Origin of the sequence: Alteribacillus iranensis, from assembly GCF_900113025.1 — a bacterium.
GTDB classification, from domain to species: Bacteria; Bacillota; Bacilli; order Bacillales; family Marinococcaceae; genus Alteribacillus_A; species Alteribacillus_A iranensis.
The window spans coordinates 49,041-67,595 of the sequence record NZ_FONT01000002.1; the positions used below are offsets into that span (position 1 = coordinate 49,041).

14 protein-coding genes are annotated in these 18,555 nt (G+C 42.1%); 2 read left to right on the forward strand and 12 right to left on the reverse strand.

Annotation, left to right across the window (positions count from 1 at the left end):
* Window position 1: 1 nt before the first annotated feature.
* The 3 genes from BM095_RS04375 to BM095_RS04385 all read right to left on the reverse strand — a co-directional run bounded on the left by BM095_RS04375 (window position 2) and on the right by BM095_RS04385 (window position 4,492).
* Window positions 2-985 (reverse strand): TAXI family TRAP transporter solute-binding subunit, encoded by a 984-nt coding sequence (locus BM095_RS04375; RefSeq protein WP_091658070.1) that lies wholly within the window; start codon window positions 983-985, stop codon window positions 2-4.
* 144 nt (window positions 986-1,129) lie between these two features.
* On the reverse strand, window positions 1,130-2,485 hold the full coding sequence (locus BM095_RS04380) for a sigma-54-dependent transcriptional regulator (protein WP_091658072.1): 1,356 nt from the start codon (window positions 2,483-2,485) through the stop codon (window positions 1,130-1,132).
* Between the two features lie 12 nt (window positions 2,486-2,497).
* Entirely contained in the window at window positions 2,498-4,492 is a 1,995-nt protein-coding gene (locus tag BM095_RS04385) for a transporter substrate-binding domain-containing protein (RefSeq protein WP_177194688.1), read from the reverse strand.
* 161 nt (window positions 4,493-4,653) lie between these two features.
* Here BM095_RS04385 and BM095_RS16315 point away from each other — a divergent pair, with 161 nt between their 5' ends.
* The gene (locus BM095_RS16315; RefSeq protein WP_143083179.1) at window positions 4,654-4,866 is read left to right on the forward strand and encodes a hypothetical protein; all 213 of its coding nucleotides are present in this window, start codon (window positions 4,654-4,656) and stop codon (window positions 4,864-4,866) included.
* A gap of 66 nt (window positions 4,867-4,932) precedes the next feature.
* Here the strand turns inward: BM095_RS16315 and BM095_RS04390 are convergent, their stop codons facing one another.
* The 8 genes from BM095_RS04390 to BM095_RS04425 all read right to left on the reverse strand — a co-directional run bounded on the left by BM095_RS04390 (window position 4,933) and on the right by BM095_RS04425 (window position 15,315).
* On the reverse strand, window positions 4,933-6,645 hold the full coding sequence (locus tag BM095_RS04390; protein ID WP_245757808.1) for a M20/M25/M40 family metallo-hydrolase: 1,713 nt from the start codon (window positions 6,643-6,645) through the stop codon (window positions 4,933-4,935).
* Window positions 6,646-6,805: 160 nt separating this feature from the next.
* A complete protein-coding gene (locus tag BM095_RS04395) occupies window positions 6,806-7,819 on the reverse strand; it encodes a dimethylarginine dimethylaminohydrolase family protein (RefSeq protein ID WP_091658077.1) in 1,014 nt (337 codons plus the stop codon).
* A 106-nt stretch (window positions 7,820-7,925) separates the two neighbouring features.
* Window positions 7,926-8,693, reverse strand: coding sequence for a class II aldolase/adducin family protein (locus BM095_RS04400; RefSeq protein ID WP_091658080.1), 768 nt, complete (start codon window positions 8,691-8,693; stop codon window positions 7,926-7,928).
* A 162-nt stretch (window positions 8,694-8,855) separates the two neighbouring features.
* Window positions 8,856-10,280, reverse strand: a complete 1,425-nt coding sequence (locus tag BM095_RS04405) for an NAD-dependent succinate-semialdehyde dehydrogenase (protein ID WP_091658083.1) — start codon at window positions 10,278-10,280, stop codon at window positions 8,856-8,858.
* Window positions 10,281-10,302: 22 nt separating this feature from the next.
* The gene (locus tag BM095_RS04410; protein WP_091658086.1) at window positions 10,303-11,583 is read right to left on the reverse strand and encodes an aspartate aminotransferase family protein; all 1,281 of its coding nucleotides are present in this window, start codon (window positions 11,581-11,583) and stop codon (window positions 10,303-10,305) included.
* Window positions 11,584-11,607: 24 nt separating this feature from the next.
* Window positions 11,608-12,930 carry a (Fe-S)-binding protein gene (locus BM095_RS04415; RefSeq protein WP_091658089.1) on the reverse strand — a complete coding sequence of 441 codons (1,323 nt, stop codon included), beginning with the start codon at window positions 12,928-12,930 and terminating at the stop codon, window positions 11,608-11,610.
* A complete protein-coding gene (locus BM095_RS04420) occupies window positions 12,923-14,326 on the reverse strand; it encodes an FAD-binding oxidoreductase (RefSeq protein WP_091658091.1) in 1,404 nt (467 codons plus the stop codon). The genes BM095_RS04415 and BM095_RS04420 overlap by 8 nt, the downstream gene beginning before the upstream one ends.
* Before the next feature lie 284 nt (window positions 14,327-14,610).
* Window positions 14,611-15,315 carry a FadR/GntR family transcriptional regulator gene (locus BM095_RS04425; RefSeq protein WP_091658093.1) on the reverse strand — a complete coding sequence of 235 codons (705 nt, stop codon included), beginning with the start codon at window positions 15,313-15,315 and terminating at the stop codon, window positions 14,611-14,613.
* A gap of 219 nt (window positions 15,316-15,534) precedes the next feature.
* Here BM095_RS04425 and BM095_RS04430 point away from each other — a divergent pair, with 219 nt between their 5' ends.
* Window positions 15,535-16,818 carry a Na+/H+ antiporter NhaC family protein gene (locus BM095_RS04430; RefSeq protein ID WP_091658096.1) on the forward strand — a complete coding sequence of 428 codons (1,284 nt, stop codon included), beginning with the start codon at window positions 15,535-15,537 and terminating at the stop codon, window positions 16,816-16,818.
* Window positions 16,819-16,910: 92 nt separating this feature from the next.
* Here BM095_RS04430 and BM095_RS04435 read toward each other — a convergent pair whose 3' ends face one another.
* The gene (locus tag BM095_RS04435; protein ID WP_091658098.1) at window positions 16,911-18,470 is read right to left on the reverse strand and encodes a sensor domain-containing diguanylate cyclase; all 1,560 of its coding nucleotides are present in this window, start codon (window positions 18,468-18,470) and stop codon (window positions 16,911-16,913) included.
* Between the last annotated feature and the right edge of the window lie 85 nt (window positions 18,471-18,555).

The following is an 18,555-nucleotide window of genomic DNA, read 5'->3' on the forward strand; positions in this document are numbered from 1 at the left end:
TCTATTCAAGCACACCTTCTTCTTGGTAGTACTTTTCAGCGCCAGGGTGGAGAGGTATAACAACACCATCTGCCGACCCTTCAAGCGAAACATCAGCTGCAGCATTGTGAGCGTTTTGCAAGGACTCAATGTTATCGAAAATAGATTTCGTGAGATTATATACTTCCTCTTCACCTAGTTCGGAGTTTACCATTAACACATTTTGAATAATTGCTGTATTTATATCTTCCTCATTCTCATATACTCCAGCTTCAATTACCCCTTCTTGGAAGAATGGATATTTATCTAACAGAGCTTGCATTTCCTCTCCTTCGATCGGAAGCACATTCACATCATTTTGAGTAGAGAAATCGATAACAGCTGAATTCGGTACCCCACTGTTAATGAAAGCTGCATCAATCATACCGTTTTTCATTTGGTCTACAGATTCAGCGAAAGAAAGATAATCTTCTTCAATGTCATCATAGCTTAAGCCATACGCTTCCAAGATAAGGCGTGCGTTAAGCTCTGTACCGGACGCGGCTGCACCAACACCGACTTTTTTCCCTTCTAAATCAGCAACACTTTCAATGCCAGAATCTGCAGGAGCAATTACTTGCACATAGTTCGGATAAAGGTTTCCGATAGCTGTCAAATGCTCTCGAGGTTCTTCTTCTTCAAACGCGCCACTTCCTTCGTACGCTTGTAATGCACTATCTGACATTACTAATGCCAGCTCCGCTCGATTTGTATCTAAGAGATTAATGTTTTCTACAGAAGCTCCTGTTGCTTGTACAGAAGTATCTGCTACTTCACTCTCTTCCAAAATATTTGCAATCGCACCTCCGATTGGATAATATACTCCGGACGTACCGCCTGTAGCTATTGTATAAATACTAGTACTTGCTCCACCGGAATTTCCTCCATCGGCTGACTGACTTCCATCTTCCCCACAAGCCGTAAGTAAGAGCGCACTGGATAACACTGCCGTCAATAATTTTTTCATGTTGTTTCCCCCTTATTTATTACTACATCATTACATTGCAATATTTATGCCAAAATAAAAACGCTTTCAATTCAGTTTTTTTACTCTCTTTGAACATTATAAAAACGGCAAATAATGCCGAAGTGGCATCTTTTGCCGTTTCATTTAAGAGAGATCGTATGTTTTTATTTTGTCACGAAGGCTGCGTTCACTAATTCCAAGCATTGATGCTGTTCGCTTTCGATGTCCATCATTTGCTTTTAACGTAGCTTCTATGATTCTTTTTTCCACGTCTTTCATCGTCATTCCTACAAACGCTTCTGCTGCTTCCTCTTTCGATAACGGCGACATGTGTACTCCTTGCACGTAGGAAGGTAAGTTTGTTTTTTCTATTATTTCTCCATCCGCCATTACCATCGCAGCTTCGACAATGTTTGCCAGTTCTCGTACATTTCCCGGGAAATGATATTGAAAGAGACATTCTTCCGCTTCTTTTGATAATCCTTTTATTCTCATTCCCATTTCGTTGTTATATATCGTTAAATAGTGTTTGATTAAATAAGGCAAATCCTCTTTCCTCTCTCGTAGCGGAGGAAGTTCGATTTGGATGACGTGAAGGCGAAAGTATAAATCTTCTCTAAAGGATCCATCTTTTACTGCTTGCTGCAAATCTTTGTTAGTTGCTGCAATCACTCGCACGTCTACTTTTTCTGTTTTATTTGACCCCAATGGCGTAACTTCTTTTAATTGAAGAACTCTTAATAGTTTTGCCTGCAAAGATAAGGGCATATCTCCAATTTCATCAAGAAAGATCGTTCCACCATCAGCCAGTTGGAATTTACCTTGCTTTTTTCCCTCAGCGCCTGTAAAAGCTCCTTTTTCATAACCAAACCATTCACTTTCAAGCAAATTCTCAGGAATTGCTGCACAATTAATGGTTTCCAAATGGCCTTGCCTTCTCTTCCCTGAAAAATGAATGGAACGGGCTACGAGTTCTTTTCCTGTGCCGCTTTCTCCAGTGATTAATACATTCGTATCTACTTCTTTCACCTTGTGAATCATCTGGTACACTTCAGTCATTGATCGGCTTGTCCCAATCATGCCTTCCTCGTTATACTTTCTCTCTAATTCTTCCGTAAGGTACTCTACTCTTCGATTAAGTTCACTGTAATGAAGTGCTTTTTCAATGACTGAGTTTAACTCTTCCGTATTGATCGGTTTGGTTAAATAAGAGTAGGCCCCCATTTGTAAAGCCTCAACAGACGAGTCAATGGAACCATAAGCGGTGATCATTACTACTAGCGTATCAGGATGACGCTTTTTCACTTCAGTTAGTATTTCCAAGCCATCCCGATTCCCTATTTTCAAATCTAATAAACATAAATGAATCGTATTCTCGTTCATCCATTGAAGGCCTTTATCGGGGTCTGTCGTACTTGTCACACTGTACTCATCTTCTAACGCAAACTCCAAAGCAGAACAAATGGATGGCTCATCATCAATAATAAGAATATTGGCCATATCGCACCTCCTCTAGTCATTTATCACATCTTTTCTTGTTTCGACGAATGGAAATATTAATTCAATACGCGTCCCTTCTCCTTCTTCTCCATCTATTATTAGCTGTCCCTTGTTCTCTGTCACGTACTGATGGGCAATCGATAAGCCAAGCCCAGTTCCTTTTTCTTTCGTTGTATAAAATGGCTCTAATAACATTTGTTTTGCATTGTCGGAGATGCCAGTTCCTTCATCTTCTAGAACGATGTGAACCATTTTCGTTGTTTTCCATGCCCGAATAGTAAAAGTTAACCCTTCTCTATTTTTTTCCTCCATGGCATCCATTCCATTAATCATTAAATTAATAATGACTTGCTTTAATTGGTCTGCATCTACCTTAACATATAAGTGTTCTGGAGCTGACCAAGAAAGGATAAAGCCCTTTTTCTCCATAGCACTTTCAAACAATACGACACAGTCTTGAATGATAGTTGCTACATTGACTACTTCCCTTTTTTGTCGAGGTGGTCGTGAGTAATTCATTAATCCTTCAATTAGCTGGTTAATTCGATCAATTTCTTGTGGTAAAAATGTACTCATCTTTTCTCTAAATTTTTCATTTTGAAACTTTTTCGGGAGCAACTCCACAAATGTTTTTATAGAGGATAAAGGGTTCCTGATTTCATGAGCAATTCCTGCCACTACTCGAATCAACGCTCGGCTCTTCTCTTGCTCAAAAATTTGCATCCTCATCTTCTGTTCTTCTGTATTATCTTCTAATCCAAAAATTATCCCTTTCACGTCACCGGTAAAATCGTTTAAAGGATAAACATAATAACGTAAGTATAATTTCTGATCGCCGTTTCTTATCCAAGTCGTTTCTAACCCTAAATATTGTGTTCCGTCTCCTTCAATCACAGGAGAGAACTTGGAATGGAGTACCTCCTTTAAAAATGGATGCTCTGTGTAAAACTTGCCTGTATATTTTCCTTCCATACCAAGAATATGCTTTGCTCTCGGGTTAATAGAGGTAATCTTTTTTTCCTCATCAATGGTAATAATTCCTCGCGGGCTGGAATTTAATATCTGTCGTTGAAATTCCGTGCTATTCTTCGTTTGTTTGATTTGTTCTTGCAGAGATTGGTTGAGAACGTTCAAATCAGTTGTTTTTCGTTTTACCTCTATTTGGAGCTGCCGATTCCATCTCACCCAAATGAGTATGAGTATAACAGCAATGACAAGCAATGTCCCTATAATTCGGACGGCATTCCACAGTTGATCAACGATGAGGCTCTCTCTTTCACCAAACCATTTTTCGTACAACTCAAGGTATGTCCCATTGCTCTTTACCTCTCGAAGACCTTCATTTACAGTATTTAACAATGAATAACGTTCTTTGCCGACGCCAATAGTATATTCAAGCGGTAACATATGTTTTTCTACAAACGTATACGAATCGTGAAGAGCATGGTTTTGCACATAGTATTCAGCCATTAACACGTTTCCAGCAAAAGCGTCCGCTCTTCCTTGCAAAAAGACACGCAGCGCCGTCTCTTGGTTACTCGTAGCTTGGTAGCGGAGCCTTCTAATATTTCTTAAAAACTCCTCCTCTACACTATGTCGCTGCAATGCAACCGTGTGAGACGACAAATCTGAAATTCCATGTATATCCGCCTCTTTCGGCACGAGAAGTCCTGACGAGGTGGATAAAATAGAATCACTAAATTCCACCACTTCTGCGTTTCGGTCTGAAAAAGGAATAGATAGAATCATGTCGATTTCATTATTCGCCATCGCTCTCAATGATTCTTCCTGGGTCATAGGGATATATTCCACGGAATAACCTGTATGTTTAGCGACGTGATTTAATAATTCAACAGAAAACCCTGTGACACGATCATCTTCGTTTATATGCATTGGCGGCAAATGAGGATCATACGCTACAGTAAGTGTATTATTTTCTTCAGCATGGAGCGGCATAGTAAATACCATGCTTATGACGGCAATAAGTATCCCAATCCGGCATTTCACTTGCATCCTCCTCTTTCTCTTACAGTTACAACAAAGCGTTTAACCTGCAGCAATTTTTGATTTTCACGGGAAGGTGGCTTATAATAAATAGAGAAAAGAAAGGAACGCCAGGGACATTGTCCTCTGACGTTCAAGACGGCTGCTAAAGAGAAGCGGCGGTAATGAAAATCGGATCACTGGAAAAAGTAACCTGCCTCCGGCCAGAGGATAATGGGGTTACTTTTTTCTTTTTTCCGAAACAATGGTTGCAACGAGAGCGCCAAAAGCAATCATCACCATCAGCATTTCGAACAGAGTTACCAATAGCGGCACCCCCTTCCCGTCTCCGGAGAGGAGAACAACAGAAAGCAAGGTACCGCCGTTTCCCTTTATAACAGCTGTTTTGATTATAGCATAGAACTTTAAACAGAACAAACGTTCGTTAGTCGCGTATCTTTCTTCTATTTTAGCATTAATTTTGCCGCTTCCCTCGTTAATTCCGGCAGAAGGCCAAAAGAATATGGTTTATATAACCGTTCTGTTCTTTGATGGGCGTCTTTTCCATATACACCTAAATTAATAGCCGGAATATTAGCTTCGCGGATCTTTTTGACTGGGACGGGGTAAATCGTCTCGTAGCCAGGAAAATTTTCTACTAATGAATCTATCTCTTCTTCTGTATCGTGCAGTGAGAGGTAGCTGCTATCAGATAAAAACGGGAAAAATTTCTTTACTTGAAACTCTTTATTCAGTTGTTTTTTAAGAGCTCCTTCATAGGTTTCAGCAATATCTTTCAGAATGTGAAGAAGGCGTTCTTCCTCCTCGACCTCTTCTCGCAAATAATTATGTGGGCAATATGGCGGAGCAAAGAAAATAACAACCTTGGGTTTTCTGTTTGGATCTGCTTGTTGTAACGCTTCTACAATGGCAAAGGCTACTTCACGCTTTTCTTCTCCTTTATAATCCGCAGTCATATCATTGATGATTTGATTTGCTTGGACTCCAATATTTTGTAGATACTCCTTATATTCATCAAACGTAAATACATCTACGTTCCAATCCGGAGTCTCTCCACGAGGGTATCCTCCCCTTTGCATGAAAGCTTCGTATTGTTTTTTCATGTATTGTTCAACTTCACGGCATGCTTCCGCCGCTTGTTCTTTTAATTGATCCATTACATCTTTCGGAGATCGTTCATAAATAAACAGATTAAAGTATAAGCGGCTTTTTAACGCCGTTTGGACATTATAAAAATCTTTGGAATCTCTTTGTTGTAAACAAGTGGGAGGCAGCATGTGTTCTCCTTCCATCTTTTCCGCAAGATCCATATTGTTATTAATGCGTCGGTTAATTTCGGCCGATACGAGAGACGGGTCCACTCCATGCAGTGTCTCTCCGACATGAGCTTCTCTGCCATATATCGAAAAGCACGGGAGAAGTTTCCCTACCGCACCAGTGTATATATTAATAGAAGAATCCCCTTCGTATAAATCTGTCACAAAATCATTATTAATCGCTGCTTTATAGGTTATGTTATGTTTCTCACGCAAGCTTTGCAGTTCAGCTACAGATTCAATTACACCTGTATGTTCATTTTCTTCTACAGGATTAAGCATAAGAAGTAGGTTACCTTCTAATTCTTCTGGATGCTCCATAAAATACAATAAGTTAGAGATGTGGACTGCCGCACCTGATTTCATGTCCGTCGCCCCGCGTCCGAACATCCACTCGCCACTTTCGGCACATTCTTTCAGCTCTGGAAACTGAGTCTGTTGTTTAAAATGTTCTTGTAGGTCCCGGGGAGAAAAAGCAAACTTCTGCAGATCTGCAAAGTCCTCCACACCTACTGTGTCCATGTGAGAATGAAAAATGATCGTTTTTTCTGCATTTTCTTTTTTCAGAAAAGCAAATATGTTTTTCCTGCCCAGATGATCATCCTTCAATGGTACGCTCCACAAATATTCGGGATTCTGTTGAAAATAAGAAGCCTGACGAAGTAAATCTATCAAGTATTCAGCGATGTCCGCTTCGCCGCTTGTTCCGTTTACGCTGGGAATCGAAACAAGTACTTCTGTCAGATACTCTAGCCTTTCAAATTCATCCATTTCCATCATACGTTTAAATACAATGGAAGCTTCAGGAACTCTTGTTGTTTGTACGTGCTGTAAAGACACTATGATGATCCTCCTTCATTTTCTAACAAAGTTGTTGCTTCTGGAAAGGATGTAAGATGGACGACGCACGGCCCTTCAAACCGTAAGCTAACATGCTGATATCAGCTTTGTAAGACACGTCTCCACCTCATTATACTACGACAGACTATCCTCTGATAGCTCACTCTTCTTCCATGTCAGCCCATGCTGAATATTTCCGCTTTAAGACGAGCGTACTGCAGTGAATACCTCCACCCATTTTATTAATTTCCGATATATCAATCTCGATCACTTCAATGCCATGATCCTTAAGACGTTGCATGGTATAAGTGCCGTTCGTGGAAAAGATAACTTTCCCCGGAGCAATCGGCAGACAATTCGTTGTTAATTCTGGATCTCTGTTATCCGTTGGTATCAATTCTATTTCTTTTTCTTTCATCGTTTCTATGAACCAGTGAGGAAGTTTTGAATAATCGGCCAATGCCGTTTTATGATCCACCATCATAAACACTTCATCTAAATGAATTAAATTAGAAGGCAAGTCTACACCTATTAATTCGATATCCTGCATTGCAAGTATGGATCGAAGTTGTTGAACTCCTTCCTGGTTGACGCGGACCGATGTCCCAACTGCAGCGGTGTTAGGGTCAATCATAATAAAGCTGCCGCCTTCCATGGTCCCTTTCCCTTGAATCGTCCCGAGTATAGGTATCTCGTGTTTGGCAAATGTTTTTTGGGCGTTTCTTACTTCTGCATATCTCATAGGGAGGGCAAAACGTGACAGTACGACCCCTCCAGGGATGACCATACCAACGTCTCTTGGAAACAAACGGTTCGTTAAAAGTTTCGGACTATCTTCTAGTTCAATAACGTCAATGCCGTGCTGTCTATAAATTGTTGTCAACGTATCATGCTGTTTTTGCATTAATTCAAGGTCAGGGGGAGTGTCGCCGAGTATGTAACTGTTAATTTCTCCGTTTTCCCCTTTAAGAAAGAGGGCATCAAATCTCTCATCATAGGAAGCATTCTGAAATTCTAACACCTCTTCTCCGGGCCGGTGAACAAGTACTGTTTCCACCTCGCTCACATGATCAGTACATCCCCAGTAGCGATCCCATACATGGTTCACTAGTGTTTTGTTATGGTTTCGAGCCTTCACCTTATTACCAGCCAGCAATTCTTGCAGTGTAATCATATGTTGACCCTCCTAAATGAGTAGATGTTCCTATGATATAAAAAACTTTCTCTAGATACAAATGGGGCCGCGGAGAAAGCCTCCGCGACCTGTCATTCATTAATGATTAATCGATAAAATCTGGCTCTTCCTTTACAATGCGTTCATAGAGAGGTTCAAAGTTGATAACACCTGCTTGCGGGAACCCGACTTGCTCCCATGTTTTCTTGGCATTTTCTTCTTCAATCGCAATTGGTTTTCCCACTTGCTCTGCCAGCATTTGCGCTTGGCAAGCTCTTTCCATGGATATGAACCACCATGCAGCGGATTCAACAGAGTTTCCCACGGTTAACAAACCATGGTTCTGAAGAATGACTGCTTTGTTATCTCCTAACGCATTAGCAATTCGCTGTCCTTCTTCCGTCTCATATACCACTCCCGTGTAGTCATTAAACAGGCTATGATCCTCGTAGAACGCACACGCGTCTTGAGAAATAGGGTCAAGCAGTCGCCCCAGCGCTGACCATGCTTTTCCGTAGGTTGAATGGGAGTGAGCCGCAGCCACTGCATCCGGGCGCGCTTCATGGATTTGCGAATGAATCGCAAAGGCCGCCTTATTGATCGGCTGGTCCCCTTCTACCACTTTTCCCCGGTGATTTACTAATACTAAATCAGACACTTTGATTTGACTAAAGTCCTTCGCAAACGGGTTTACCCAAAAATGATCTGTTAATTCAGGATCTCTTGCCGTGATGTGTCCAGCCACTCCCATGTCAAAGCCAAACCTTGCAAATAGGCGAAAGGAGGCAGCAAGCATCTTTTTTCTATGTGCTCTTTCTTCCTCTACTGTTCTCGATGCGTTGTTGAACTGTTGATGATCGATCAAATCACTCATCTGAGACACTCCTTTATATGAATAATTTCTTTACAAAAACGTCGGTAATAAACAGGTAAACCATCCATCTGGACACCCGAAACCGGATCACTTTCACATCAACATAATACTTTCAAAAAAAGGCCACTAATCACTTGGATTAATGGCCATTTCTCTTTCCAATTAGATATTACCGATGGAAACGTATTTATCTTCTACGAATTCTTCGATACCTTGTCTTCCACCTTCGCGTCCCATTCCGCTTTCTTTCACACCACCGAACGGAGCTTGAACTGTGGTAGGAATTGGATCGTTGATACCTACAATACCGTATTCAAGATCATCCATGATGCGGTGGCTGCGGCTGAGGTCATTTGTGAAGCAATAAGCTGCTAAGCCGTATTCTTTATGGTTTGCACGCTTGATTGCTTCTTCTTCTGTCTTAAATGTGTAAACAGGAGCAACCGGTCCGAATGTTTCTTCTGTGGTGATGAGCATTTCATCATTTGCATTAGAAATAACGGTTGGCTCAAAGAATTGATCACTCTTTTGACCAGCGACACGGTTACCACCAGTTTCAATTTTACCGCCTTTTTGAACAGCGTCTTGAATGTGCTCTTCTACTTTATCTAAAGCAGATGGCTCAATCAGTGGACCAATTTCTACGCCTTCTTCCAGTCCGTTACCAATTTTAAGGTCGCTAACTTTAGCTGCAAACTTCTCAATAAACGCGTCTTTTACAGATTCTTGGACGTACACGCGGTTAGTACAGATACAAGTTTGCCCCGCGTTACGGAACTTGCTTCCCACTACAGCTTCTGCTGCTTTATCGAGGTCTGCGTCTTCAAACACGATGAATGGCGCATGGCCGCCCAATTCCATAGACATTTTCTTCACTGTCGCTGCGGATTGTTCAATCAACACTTTTCCTACTTCTGTAGAACCAGTGAATGTTACTTTACGTACTTCTGGGCTCTTCATCATTGGACCAGCTGTCTTGGAAGCAGATCCAATGACCAAGTTCAAGACACCTTTCGGAAGACCTGCTTCATGGAACGCATCTACTATCTTCATAGCAGAAAGCGGAGTAGCAGAAGCTGGTTTTACAATGATCGGGCATCCTGCTGCGAGAGCTGGTGCTACTTTACGGGCAATCATTGCAGCTGGGAAGTTCCACGGTGTAATCGCAGCTACAACACCTACTGGATCTTTTACAACCATGAGGCGCTTGGAGTTGACAGATGCAGGAATAATTTCACCGTACAGACGCTTTCCTTCTTCTGCAAACCACTCAAAGTATTCAATGCTCTGATTTACTTCCCCTTTTGCTTCGTTCAAAGGCTTACCCATTTCTTTTGTAAGAGTCTCTGCGATTTCATCTAGTCTCTCTCTCATTATATTAGCAGCCTTTAAAATATACGCTCCTCTTTCTTTCGCAGGAGTTTTTTTCCAAGCAGGAAAAGCGGCAGATGCAGCTTCGATTGCTTGCTCTGTGTCTTCTTCGCTTGCTCTTGCTGTCTCTTGAACAAGCTCTCCTGTAGCCGGGTTGATAACTTCCATTTTTTCCTTATTGATTCCTTCTGTCCATTCCCCATTAATATAAAGCATCTCTTCATCTCCCTTGTATGTATTATTTGGAAAGTTCTTGGTCTACTAGTGTTATGACTCTATCAATTTCAGCAGACTCTACTGTAGTTGGTGCAATAAAACGCAAAACATTCTTTTCGGTGCCACAGCCTAACAAAATAACACCTTGTTCCAATCCTGCTTTTCTAATCTGATTCAACTTATCAGGGTTTGGCTGCCCTTTTTCATCTACTAATTCCATCGCCAGCATCAGGCCGAGACCTCTTACTTCCCCAACAGAATCATGCTTTTCTTTAAGTTTCTGAAGCTGCTGTTTAAAATAGTTTCCTTGTTTCACTGCATTCTCTAATCCTTCTTCTTCGAGCACATCAATAGTTGCTATAGCAGCAGCACATGAAACTGGGTTACCACCAAATGTTCCTCCGTGTGTCCCTGCCGGCCATTGTTCCATATACTCACGTTTCGCAACGAGAGCACTTAAAGGAAACCCGGAAGCGATTCCTTTTGCTAGTGTAACAATATCAGGCTTTACGTCAAAATGCTCGTAGGCAAACATTTTACCAGTACGGCCGAATCCTGTTTGTATTTCATCGAAAATGAGTAGAATGCCGTGTTTATCACAGATTTCTCTTATTTTTTGGACAAATGCTACAGGAGGTACGATATAGCCGCCTTCCCCTTGAATCGGCTCCATAATAATAGCGGCCACTTGTTCAGGAGTGACTTGTAACTGAAACAACTCTTCTAACTGAGCAATACAACGATCTGTTTCTTCCTCTTCTGTGCGTCCATGATAGAAGGCATAAGGATAATCTGCATAATACACACTAGGCATTAATCCTTCATAGTCGGCACGATATGACGAGCTTGATGCTGTAATCGACGTCGTCCCAAGTGTACGACCATGGAATCCTCTTTTGAAAGAGATAAGTGCAGGGCGTTTTGTCACTTTTTTTGCTAGTTTGATAGCACCTTCGTTTACTTCCGCACCGCTATTACTAAAGTATACCATATTGTCGCCGCCAGTGAGGTCATTCAACTTTTCAGCAAGCTCGATGTAGCTTGGATAATACACTACATTATGACCAGCATGAATCATTTCATCGAGCTGTTCTTTCGCTGCTTCTACAACACGGGGATGATTGTGTCCGATATTTGTTACAGCCACACCACTCGCAAAATCCAAGTATTTTTTGCCATCTTCCCCGTAAAGGTAATGACCTTCTGCTTTCACTACTCCTAACTCCGTTGCTCGTTTAGCGATAGGAGGCATTACCTTTTCTGCTCGTTGTGCAAGTGTTTCTTTCGTTGTTTTTGTTGTCATATCATTCCCGCCTTTTTATAAAATTTATCTTTTTATGGAAGTTGTTTTTTCTTTAGATGTTGGCGCTGCTTCCATTAAGAGCTCAACTAAGTGAACAGCTTCCATGTGTTTCCCTGCTTTCTCCCGCTCTATCCCTATTTTCATTTGTAAGAGACATCCAGGATTTGTAGTAACAATAGCTTCTGGTTGAACTGTTGTTACGTCTTCCATTTTGCGATCAAGGATGTCCATTGAGTCTTCGTAGTTCACTATGTTATAGATTCCTGCTGAACCGCAGCAAAAATCAGGATTGTTTAACTCTTTTAATTGAAGTCCAGGTACTTGATCCATTAACTGACGCGGAGGGGCCACGACTTTCTGGACATTTGTCATATGGCATGACGGCTGGTACGTGATGACTCTATTAACACTCTTTGTAAATTCAAGACCATCTAATTCAACCAATACCTCGGAGATATCTTTCACTTTATTCGTGAAAGCTTTTGCTCTTGCATGCCAGTCGCTTCCTGATTCGAAAAGATGGTCGTATTCTACAAGGCGAGCCCCGCAACCTCCCGCATTATTAACGATGAAATCGACATCTTCTTGTTCGAAGGCTTTAATGTTTTCCATCGCCAGTTCCCTGGATTTTTTTGTTTTACCAGAATGAGCATGAAGTGCCCCGCAGCACGTCTGAGCTTCTGGGAGAATGACTTCCGCTCCCGCTAAGCGAAGCAATTCAATGGTCTGTTCATTGATCCGGTAAAAGGTGCTGTCCATCACACATCCCGTAAAGAAGGCGACTTTTGCAGTTGACGGACCATCCGGGAATACCCGTTGCGGGCGATTTTTCCTTTCATTCGGAGATGGCTGTTTCGGCAGAACCTTTTCAAATTTATCCAAATGCAGCGGAGCAACTGTTGTTAATTTTAATGCCTGAGCTGCTTTTTGCAGTCCTGTCGCTTGATACAGCCAGGCTGCGTTTCCCAGCCGATTCATCCACGACGAAGAAGGGAAGAATGTTCCAAATAAAAAGTCTTCTGCTTTTTGCTGTGGCTTAGACTTCTGTTGGTTGTCCTCTAGTGTTTCCTTTGCTCCTTCTAAAATGGCGCCGTATTCTACACCGGTTGGACATACTGTCGTGCAGGCCATACAGCCAAGACACTTATCAATGGGTTCTTGTAAATCCTCAAGATCGGCTTTTCCTTCAGCCACCATCTTTACCATATTAATACGCCCACGCGGAGAATGAGTTTCTTTTTCCATCGTTTCATAGGTAGGACAAGCTGGCAGACAATACCCGCATTGCACACAGTCAAAGGTTTTATCGTAATTCAGTTTTCGTTGAAGCTCTTGTATATTACTCATTTCGCAGCACCAGCTTCTGGCCTTTTTCAGGGAATATCTTATTCGGATTCATGATGCCGTTTGGATCCCAACTGTCTTTCATTCTCTTTGTCATTTCCAAACCGACCTCCCCAAGCTCTTGTTCCATAAAAGGAGCCTTCATTGTACCGATGCCATGTTCACCGGAGAGTGTACCTCCAAGGTCGATAGCAGCTTGAAATATTTCTCCAACCGCTAATTCTACCCGTTCCATTTCCTCGTTATCTCGTTTATCACATAAAATATTTGGGTGAAGATTCCCATCCCCAATGTGACCGAAGACAACCAGTTCCACTTGATATTTTTCTTTAATCTCTTCCAACCGTTCAATCATAGCCGGAATTTTACTACGCGGAACGGTGGCGTCTTCTGAGACTTTCGTTGGCTTGATCTTCGCAATAGCTGGTGATACTTGTTTTCTCGCATGCCAAATATTAGCCGCTTCTTCCTCATCTTTTGGTACTTTTATATTCACCGCACCGAGCTCTACCATTATATGTTCAATCGCTTCCGCTTCCTCTTGGATCGCTGAAGGATGACCGTCCAGCTCAATAATTAAAACCGCAGCCGCATCGACCGGAAGCCCCGATGGTTTATAGTTTTCCACGGCAATCGTACAAGCCTGATCCATAAACTCCATTTTTGAAGGGACAATCCCTGATGTTAATGTTTTCGAAATAGCTTTACCTGCTTGTTCCACATCGTTAAATACTGCCATCAACGTTTGAACCGCCAGTGGTTTTGGTACGAGCTTTAAAGTAGCTCTCGTAATTACTCCGAGAGTCCCTTCCGAACCAACAATAATCTTCGTTAAATCATAGCCGGTGACATTTTTGATTGTACGGCCTCCTGTGTTAATCACTTCTCCTTCAGGAGTGACGAGTTCAAGACCAATCACATAATCTTTCGTGACACCATACTTTAGACCGCGAGGACCTCCTGAATTTTCTGCCAAATTTCCTCCGATAGTAGACACATGAGCACTGCTTGGATCAGGCGGATACATCAATCCATGCTCTTCGGCTGCTTTGTTAATCTCTGCGGTAAGAACACTTGGAGATACGACCGCTATTAAATCGTCCGGAATCACTTCAATCGTAGCCGGCCATTGCGACATATCCAGTACAATCCCACCTTTCACGGGCAGCGGGCCGCCACTTAAACACGTCCCTTGTCCTCTTGGTGTAACTGGGACTCGGTAGCGATTAGCCACTTTCAGTAAATGGATGACTTCACCTTTCGTCTTCACTTGGACGACCGCATCCGGAAGGAATTCACCAAACGAACCGTCAAAGCTATAACTGTATCGATCCGCAAGTTCTGTAAAAATTTGTTGTTTTGGTATAAACGTGGTTAATGCTTCTTTCCATTTTTCCAAAAGAAACGCCTCCTATTGAAAGAAATTTTCACACCTTACTAAGAAAAGCACATGGCGCCTGCCTATCGGCGACAAGCGCTGGAAGGAAGTTCGACTAAGAACGTCACGTCCTGTGCCAACGTCGAACTGACCCACGTCGTGTGGGCCTGAGGAGGCTTTGCCGCCGCAGTACGGGTTGAAGCGATCTCGAGCCGATGACGCCTGAAGCTAGACATCACTCTGAATGTTTTATCTTTCAAAAAATCTTAGTTGCTCTCTTTGCACAGGACATGCTGGCAGGGATGTTAAGGTAATCGGCCAATCTCTTGTTCAAACTTTTTCTTCGCGTTATTTAAATGCTCATACATTGCTTTCTCGGCTTCCGCGCTGTCTCCCAATTCCAAGGCATTAAAAAGTCGTTCATGTTCATTAAGTACTTTCGTGCGCTTTCCTAGAATTCCCATATTTTTCATCAAGGAAAATTTCACTGCTTTTTCATATAAGTCTGACATATTTTTCATCGTTCGAAGCAGTATCGGATTATGAGTCGCTTCTGTAATAGCTGTATGAAAAGCAATATCTTCCTGATGTCCGATCTCGTTATGTTCGTAAGCTTTCCGGACAGCTTCCAGCTTTTTCTTTATTATCTTCAAATCTTCGGAGGTACGGCGTTCTGCCGCCATCCGGGCTCCTCCTGTTTCGACAATGATCCTTGTTTCGAGCAAATTTAAAATATCTTGAGAATCAACGAACTCAAATTGTGTTTCTTCCAGAAAATGATCAATAGAAGCTGTTTGAACGACACTTCCTCCTCCTTGACGGGACATAATGAGGCCGCTTGCCTCGAGAACACTCAACGCTTCTCGAACAGGCGTCCTGCTTACTCCGAACATTTCCGTTAATTGGTTTTCGGAGGGAAGTTTGTCACCAGGCTTTAACTTTTTATCTTTGATCATTTGTTTTAAATGATCTACCACTTGCATAGATACTTTTTTGCGCTCTATTTTCATTTCTATTTATCTCCTAAGTGAATAATAAAACGTTAACTTGTATTATAAGTATACAATAATATAACCTTCACTTTATTTCAAGAAAATTTTTGTTATTGGTGTCAAAGGATGATCTGGAAATAACGTTACTAAGGTCTCTTTTATTTCTTTGGACATCGCCGCCATACAGTGTTACACTCAATTTCGTTCTAACAGGAATAGTAGAAAGGACGATCTTCGATGAGTGAGGAAATGAGGAAAGCGAATCCATTTGCACTTCTTCCTTTAGCTATATTTGTGTTACTTTTTGTTGGTTCAGCAGCTATCACCCAAGACTTTAAGAGCATGCCTATTATTGTGGCTGCGTTAATAGCAAGTATTGTTGCGATTACAATGATTCGCGGAGTGTCGTTTGCGGAGAAAGTTACTATATTCACAAAAGGCGGCGGCAGTCCGAATATTATTTTGCTTGCCTTGATATTTATATTGGCAGGAGCGTTTGCTTCCGTAGCAGAAGCCACCGGAGCTGTGGATTCTATCGTAAACCTGGGGATATCCTCCCTACCGCCAAACCTTCTTATGGTAGGTCTCTTTTTAATTAGCTGTTTCATCTCCATATCAATGGGGACTTCGACAGGGACGGTCGTTGCTGTTGCGCCCATCGCCATCGGAATCGCTGAACAGACAGGATCCCCTATCCCATTAGCACTCGCGGCAGTCATTGGCGGTTCCATGTTCGGTGATAATTTATCAATGATCTCCGATACAACTATCGCAGCCGTGCGTACTCAACAAACGACAATGAAAGATAAATTTAGAACGAATTTTTTCATCGTTCTTCCTGCTGCTATTGCTGCCGCAGTCATATTCGCTCTCATTCCGACCGGAGAGGCAGTAGTGAGTGGAGATTACCATTTTGATATTATTACGATCTTTCCTTATATAGCTGTTCTTATTATTGCTTTATTAGGAGTGAATGTTGTCATCGTATTAATTGGAGGAATTCTCTTCTCCGGCGCTATCGGTTTGTTGAATGGTTCATTTACGTTTTTGGAATTTCTGCAAGTTGCCGAAGAAGGGATAGGGAGCATGCAACATATCGCCATCTTAGCGATATTGCTGAGTGGGATGGTAGAGACAGTCAAGCATAACGGGGGAATAGCTTTCATCCTGGAGTTTATTAATAAAAGAGTTCAGACAAAGCGAGGAGCAGCATTTGGAATTGCCGGACTGGTTAGTACTGTCGATGCGTCGACAGGAAACAATACTGTGGCCATTTTGATGAGTGGTCCATTAGCCAGAAATATTGCAGTAGAATATGGGATCGAGAGTCGAAAATCCGCAAGCATATTAGACATTTTCGCTTGCTGTGTTCAAGGCCTCGTTCCGTACAGCGGACAGATGCTCGCGGCAACTGGACTTGCTGCCGTTTCTCCTCTGGCCATCCTCCCCTATTCTTTTTATCAAATTTTGATTGGGGTCAGTGGTATTATAGCGATTCTTCTCTTTTTCAGGAAACAATAACCTTTTGACTCCTCGTTGTATATATGAAAATAAGGCTGTAATGAGAAACTCTCACTACAGCCTTTTCTTTGTAGCGTACAGCCAATCACATCTCACTTCTTATCGGTACTCATCACACCACAGCTCTTACAAACAACTTGGTTTTTTCCATTGCTTTTTGCTTCATATAGCGCTTGGTCCGCCATATCAAGGAGCTGGTGCATGGTTACTTTTTTATCCACAGGTCTTGCGCTTGCTGCGCCCGCGCTAATTGTAACGTATGTTCCGCCTCTCGGGCCTTCGTGTTTCATTTTTTCTTCTACGATACGGGCGCGCATTCGTTCGGCGACAAGGACAGCTCCTTCTGGATCAGTATCCGGGAGAACCGCCACGAACTCTTCCCCTCCGAGCCTTGCAACAAAATCTGTGGATCGTTTCAACACGTCTCTTAAGATCGACGCCGTTTCTTTCAGACAGTCGTCCCCTTTTAAGTGTCCGTAATGATCGTTATAGGCTTTAAAGTCATCAATATCGATAAATATAATAGATACGTCAGAAGCTGTTCGTCGGGCACTTTCCCAAGTAAATGTAAGAAACTCATCAAACTGTCTTCGGTTAGGAATGCCGGTAAGCGAATCGACACGCGACATTTTCTCCAGTTTTCGATTCGCTTCTTCCAACTCAAGAGTTTTCCGTTTCAGCTCTTCTTCATCTTTCTTCTGTACTGTAATATCCATTAAAATGCCATTAAATATGATATCGCCATTTCTAGAGAGCGAGGGACGTGCAATACCATGCCACCACTTTACTCCCTCTGTTGTCCGAAAACGCCCCTTAAAATCCCACGGCGTCATTTCCGTTTTAGCAATATGTATGGCATGCCTGTAATTTTTCCAATCTTCAGGAGGAATATATTTAGTCAGTTCCTGCACATCTTCTTCCACCGCTTTGGCATCTATCCCGAACATGTCCTCTAACTTCGAGCTAACAAAATTCATTGCGTAAGTCCCATCCGCTCTTTCTACCCATTGATAAATGACTCCAGGTACATTTGCCACCACGTCTGCAAACTTATGATCTATTTCAACTCTCGCCTCATGTTCTTCTAATTGCTTGATCGTTGCACCAAGACTCCCAGCTATTGTAAATAATGCACGGGAATTGACGTCTCCCCACTTCGTTTCGTCCTCATCCATAATTCCAAAAAAACCCCAAAACTTCTGACCTATAATAATAGGAACAAGCTGATGAGTGGGAATTTTTTTCTTTAGCAGGTTCTCTTGTGTGCTGTCTGGAAGAGTATCTATGTGCATGGTGGCAATGTTACCCGCTTTTAATTGTTTTATGACATGCTCTGTTCCTTTTTGCCGAACAGGTACATTTTGTTCATCGGGATCGTTTATCGCTGGACGTTCTCCTTCCGCCACCCACTCATATCTCATACTAAGAGCCGGCTCTTTTGTATCAGAATGAGGATGATATTCCATGATAAACGCTCTTTTGGCACCTATCGCTTCTCCAAAAGCCTTAAGAGATTTTTCAATGGCTAGTGGAATGTCCTCTGTCACAATCAACTGATTGGATGCTCTAGCTACCGCTTCTAATAACTGTTCATATTGTGCTAAAAGGTACTGGAGTGCGTGTATATCTTTGCCTTCTCGGTTACTCCGCATATAGTTTATCCCCCAACATAGTATTGCCAATGCAAACTTCAAATGATTCGTGTTTTTCTTCTACACTACACATTGACTTTAAGAG